5 protein-coding genes are annotated in these 5,516 nt (G+C 35.8%); all 5 read right to left on the bottom strand.

All coding sequences use genetic code 11. The annotated features are described in order from the left end of the window. A partial coding sequence (locus ACJML3_RS09930; protein ID WP_406022841.1) for a bifunctional indole-3-glycerol phosphate synthase/phosphoribosylanthranilate isomerase occupies positions 1 to 989 on the bottom strand: 989 nt, incomplete at its 3' end. 4 nt (positions 990 to 993) lie between these two features. After that, positions 994 to 2,013 (bottom strand): anthranilate phosphoribosyltransferase, encoded by a 1,020-nt coding sequence (gene trpD / locus ACJML3_RS09935; RefSeq protein ID WP_406022843.1) that lies wholly within the window; start codon positions 2,011 to 2,013, stop codon positions 994 to 996. Positions 2,014 to 2,279: 266 nt separating this feature from the next. After that, positions 2,280 to 2,885 (bottom strand): aminodeoxychorismate/anthranilate synthase component II, encoded by a 606-nt coding sequence (locus tag ACJML3_RS09940; RefSeq protein WP_406022845.1) that lies wholly within the window; start codon positions 2,883 to 2,885, stop codon positions 2,280 to 2,282. Position 2,886: 1 nt separating this feature from the next. Beyond that, positions 2,887 to 4,392, bottom strand: a complete 1,506-nt coding sequence (locus tag ACJML3_RS09945) for an anthranilate synthase component 1 (RefSeq protein ID WP_406022847.1) — start codon at positions 4,390 to 4,392, stop codon at positions 2,887 to 2,889. 335 nt (positions 4,393 to 4,727) lie between these two features. Beyond that, positions 4,728 to 5,516: asparagine--tRNA ligase (gene asnS / locus ACJML3_RS09950; RefSeq protein WP_406022849.1), on the bottom strand; the 789-nt coding region annotated here is incomplete at its 5' end.

The raw sequence follows: 5,516 nt of genomic DNA on the forward strand, positions 1-5,516 counted from the left end.
TTTACAAATACACCAGCAAAGCGGATTTTGCCTCTTGCAAAATTTGCAAATTCAGCTGCTTTTTCAACACTTATGTTTCTTACAGATTTTTCAAAAAAGATAAATCCTGCAATAGATGCATGAACATCAATGGCTGCTTCAAGTGCCTCTTTAGTTGTGATACCGCAGATTTTGTTGGTACCATAGAGCATAGAGTTTGCTTTAAATACGATATCATCAGACTTTGTAAGTGATGAGCCGATTAAAAAGCAGCTGATATCTCGAAGATAAAACAGATCAGAGTGTTCATTGATACCAGATTCTGAAACTACGATGGTATCAGAGTCAAAAATCCTGGCTATTTTTTTAGCATTGCTAATATCAATCTTTAAGGTTCTCAAATCTCTGTTGTTAATACCAACGATGTCTATCTTTTGAGATTTAGCAAATCTAGCCTGTTCTTCATTGTCAACCTCTGTTAGCACATCAAGATTTAATGATTTTGCATAGCTGTACAAAGAAAGATAGGTATCATTATCAAGTAAGGAAAGCATTAGCAGTACAGCATCAGCTCCACTTACATAGGCATCATCAATCTGCTCTTTACAGATTACAAAATCCTTGTAAAGAACAGGAAGATTGGTTTTGCTTTTAACATAGCTTAAATATTCACTTGAGCCGTTGAAAAAATGCTTTTCACAAAGAACAGATATTGCACTTGCTCTTGTGTTGTAACACTCAGTGATTTTATCTAAGTCAAAATCCTTGCAGAAATTTCCAAGAGTTGGAGATGACTTCTTGCACTCTAAAATAAAATTCTTTTTTGTTCTGTCACTTAAAGCTTTTTTAAAGGAAACTAAAGGTGTAGTCCTTTTACCTGTAACTTTAAGCTCTTTTACATCCTGAACTTTTTTGTTTACGATAGTTGCAAGTACTGTGTTTTCAATACCTGCAATGTTAAGACCTTTAAAAGCCTTTGCCTGTTCTGTCAGTGGTTCTTTTTGCAGCATTTTATTAAAGACCCATAGAGATTTTTGCAATGTTCTCAAATCTGTTCAGAGCGCGACCTGATTTGATTTCTTCTAAAGCCATTTCAAAACCACTCTTGAAATTGTCAGCTTTGCCTGCTAAATAGAGCATTGCAGATGTATTTGCTGCAATTACAGCATTGTGAGCATCACAACCCTTGCCTGATAAAATCTGTCTTGCTGTTTTTGCATTTTCAACTGCATCACCACCTGTAAGATCAGATTGTGTATAGTTGCCCTTGATACCAAAGTCCTCGTTTGTAAGAGTATACTTTTTGGTCTCTCCGTTTTCTAATAATTCGCAAACCTTTGTCTGACCAAAAATTGAGATTTCATCCATTCCGTTGCCGTTGATTACCATAGCTCTTTTAACATTGTTAAGTTTTAATGCTAAAGCCATATCCTCTAAAAGATTCTCGTCATAGCAACCTAAAAGTTCATAATCAACGTGAGCAGGATTACAGATAGGTCCTAATATATTGAAGATTGTTGAGGTGCCAAGAGCCTTTCTTACAGGAGCTGCGTATTTCATGCCTGTGTGATACTTCTGAGCAAAGAAGAATGCAAATCCCTGCTTTTCAAGTGCTCTTAGTGTATCCTTTTCCTCAGCTCTGATATTGTAACCAAGCTCAGTTAGAACATCTGATGCACCTGATTTTGAACTTACTGCTGTATTACCGTGTTTTGCAACATGTAAGCCTAAAGATGCACTGACAATTGCACTGATTGTTGAAATATTGATTGTCTTTAATTTGTCACCACCAGTACCTACGATTTCACCTACTTTGATATCACGGTTACGGTTGAATGGAAGTGCTGCACTTATCATTGCACTTGCAGCACCACCAAGCTCATCAGAGCTGTAACCTTTAATCTTCATTGCAGTAAGTACTGATGAGAATACGATTGGATCAAGTTTTCCTGCAAAGATTTCTTCAAAGATTGATTTTGTCTCATCAAAGCTTAAGTTTTCTTTGTTGTAAAGTTTTTCGATAAGTTCTTTCATTTTTTTGTCCTTTAAAATTTTTTTAATCTGAAACGAAAAAGGCCCGCAAATCTGCGGGCCTTTTATTAAATCTGTAAATACAAACACAAATACCCCGCATTAAACGAGGCACCACCATAACTTAGCTGAATTGTTTGTATTGAAGAAAGTCATTTTAAATTTAATTCCTTGAAAATTTCTTTTCTTGCAGTATTGCTCAAAAAATTATTGTTGTAAATAAATTTTTTTATTTTTTTATTACAACAGCTTATCTGCACCAAAATAAATCACTTATCTTGTTTTTCTCTTAAAAGACTATTGATTGAGTTATCTAAAAGTACTCTTCCATAGGTAGACATTATAGATTCAGGATGGAACTGAAAGCCTAAAACATTGTACTTTTTGCTGTAAAGAGACATACAAAGATTATCAACAGATGCAAGTACCTCAACATCTTCTCCCAGATCCTCTACAACAAGTGAGTGATATCTTGCAACCTTAAGTGGATTTGGAAGATTTGAAAAGCAAATCTTATTGACATGATTTATCATAGAGCTTTTTCCGTGTACGATTTTATCTGCTCTTACAACCTTACCTCCTAATACCTGACCTAGAGCCTGATGACCAAGGCAGATACCAAGCATTGGATATTTACCAAGATTGCTTTTGATTATTCCAATTAGATTATTTGCATCTGATGGAGATGATGGTCCTGGTGAGAGAACAAAAAGTACTTTTTCACCATTCTCTTGCTTTTGCTTTGCAAGATTACTGATAAAATCAATATCAGCATCATTTCTGTACACCAGTACTTCATGATTTAATACTCTGAATTCGTCAACAAGGTTATATGTAAAAGAATCGAAATTATCTATGAAGATTATTGTTGCCATTTTATTCTGCCTTTGCCATTGTAATTGCTGTTAATACTGACTTTGCCTTGTTTACTGTCTCAAGACACTCTGCACTGATATCTGAGTCGAATACCACACCGCATCCAGCCTGAACGTAGGCTTTATCATTTTTTACGAAAGCTGATCTGATAGCAATACAGCTGTCTAGCGATCCATCATTTGAAAGAATGCATACGGTACCGCCATAAGATCCTCTTTTTTTACCTTCATATCTGTAAATAAGCTCATGAGCTTTGATTTTTGGTGCACCTGAGAGTGTTCCCATGTTCATGCATGCAAGGTATGCATGCAGTCCGTCAAGATCGTCTCTTAATGTTCCATGTACATCTGATACAAGGTGCATAACTGACTGGTACTTATCTACATGCAGCATATTATCCACGTATCTTGTACCTGGTTTTGAGATCCTTGCAATATCGTTTCTTGCAAGATCAACTAGCATAAGATGTTCAGCTACCTCTTTTCTGTCTGTTCTAAGTTCAAGCTCGATTCTTGAATCAAGCTCTCTGTTAACAGTACCGTCAGAGTTAAGACCTCTTGCTCTTGTTCCTGCAATAGGGCTTATTGAAACCTGTCTGTTTTGAGCCTCATAGCGTACGGCAAATTCAGGAGATGCTCCAAAGAGAGTAAAGTTCTGGTCATGGATAAAGTACATATAAGGAGATGGATTGAGTTTTTTTAGATAGGTATATGCAAGTAAAGAATTTTTACAGTCAAGTGAAAATGTTCTTGATGGAACAACCTGGAATGCATCACCTTTGATAATATGCTCTTTAATTGCACTAACGATTTTTGAAAATTCCTGATCGTCAAGATCAGGATTTATCTCAGGCTTTACATTTAAGCAAATATCAAGATTATCCTCTTTATCAAAATCATCTAAAGCCTCTTTAATTGATAGAGCAGTAAAAGCAGTGTCCTTATATGCATTTTCTGCAAAAACGTAGGCATTTACCTTAGTTGTCTTTTCAATATGGTTTACTCTTACAGAAACGTCAAATACATAGAATGTGTAGTCTGAGCATGGATTTTCACCTTTTGGAACATCACCTATGTATTCATAGTTGTTGATAAAGTCAAATGCAATGGTGCCACCAATGAAGATATCCTTACAATCCTTTATATGTTTTTGCAATGCACGAAGTACGCTAAAAGGACCATCACTTTTCAGTCTTGAATATTCATCAAGATTTCTGCTAGGTCTTGCATAGGTGATAGAAAAAGAGTTGTCGCTAATAGATGTATTTAGATCTTCTGCAATGAGCTTTAATAGAGCAGTACCATTATCGTTTAGTGCTTTTACTGTAACTTTTAAATCATCGCAGGTGATTTTTAATGCAGTAGATAATCCAATAAGACTCTGTACACCACTTTTATCTACAATTTCAGCTGATTCAAATAGAATTGTATTTTCTTTGTTACAAAAATCCCTATAAAAGAGGTGTGGGGATTTTAGGTATTTTGTCTCAAAAAATATATTTTTCATAATAAGTCCTTAATAACGAAAAAGGCCCGCAATCTGCGGGCCTTTTAGAAATCTGTAAATACAAACACAAATACCCCGCATTAAACGAGGCACCACCATAACTTAGCTGAATTGTTTGTATTAAATAAAACCATTTTTTAACTATCCTTTTTTCAAGTTGTTTTTATCATAGACCTATGAAATATCAAAAATCAAGATGATTTGATTTTTTTAATTATAAATGCACTTTTATAGTGAAGTAATTTTGAAAGATCACAAAGTATGAATTTTTGAAAATCATTATTTATGAAAAAGCCAGAGCTTAGCTCTGGCTTTAGACTGACTGAATTTATAAATTAGAATTCAGCGTTGTGTGGTGTACGTGGGAATGGAATTGCATCACGAACGTTACCAACACCAGTGATATAAACAATTAAACGCTCAAAGCCTAAACCGAAGCCTGAGTGTGGAACTGAGCCATAGCGACGTAAGTCTCTATACCAGTAGTAGCTGTCCTTATTCAGTCCAAGCTCATCCATTCTCTTATCAAGTTTCTCTAAACTGTCCTCACGCTGAGAACCACCGATGATCTCACCGATACCAGGAGCTAAAACGTCCATTGCAGCAACAGTCTTGCCATCATCATTCTGCTTCATGTAGAAAGCCTTGATATCCTTTGGATAGTTCTTAACAACTACAGGAGCCTTAAAGTGTTCTTCAGCTAGATATCTTTCGTGCTCTGACTGAAGATCTATACCCCACTCAACAGGATACTCAAATTTCTTGTCTGCATTCTTAAGAATTTCAATTGCATCTGTATAGTCAACCTGAGCAAAGTCAGAGTTGATGAAATGCTCAAGACGGCTTATTGCATCCTTATCAACACGCTGAACGATGAAGTTCATATCATCGGCACGCTTTTCTAAAACCTCTTTGAATACATACTTTAGAAGTTTTTCTGCTGTCTGTGCACAACCGTTAAGATCGGTAAATGCCATTTCAGGCTCAATCATCCAGAACTCAGCTAAATGACGAGTTGTATTTGAGTTTTCTGCTCTGAAGGTTGGTCCGAATGTATATACCTTTGAGAATGCGCATGCATAGGTTTCAACGTTTAGCTGACCTGATACAGTCATATATGTATG

The sequence above is a fragment of the Succinivibrio sp. genome, assembly GCF_045124615.1.
Taxonomy (GTDB): Bacteria; Pseudomonadota; Gammaproteobacteria; order Enterobacterales; family Succinivibrionaceae; genus Succinivibrio; species Succinivibrio faecicola.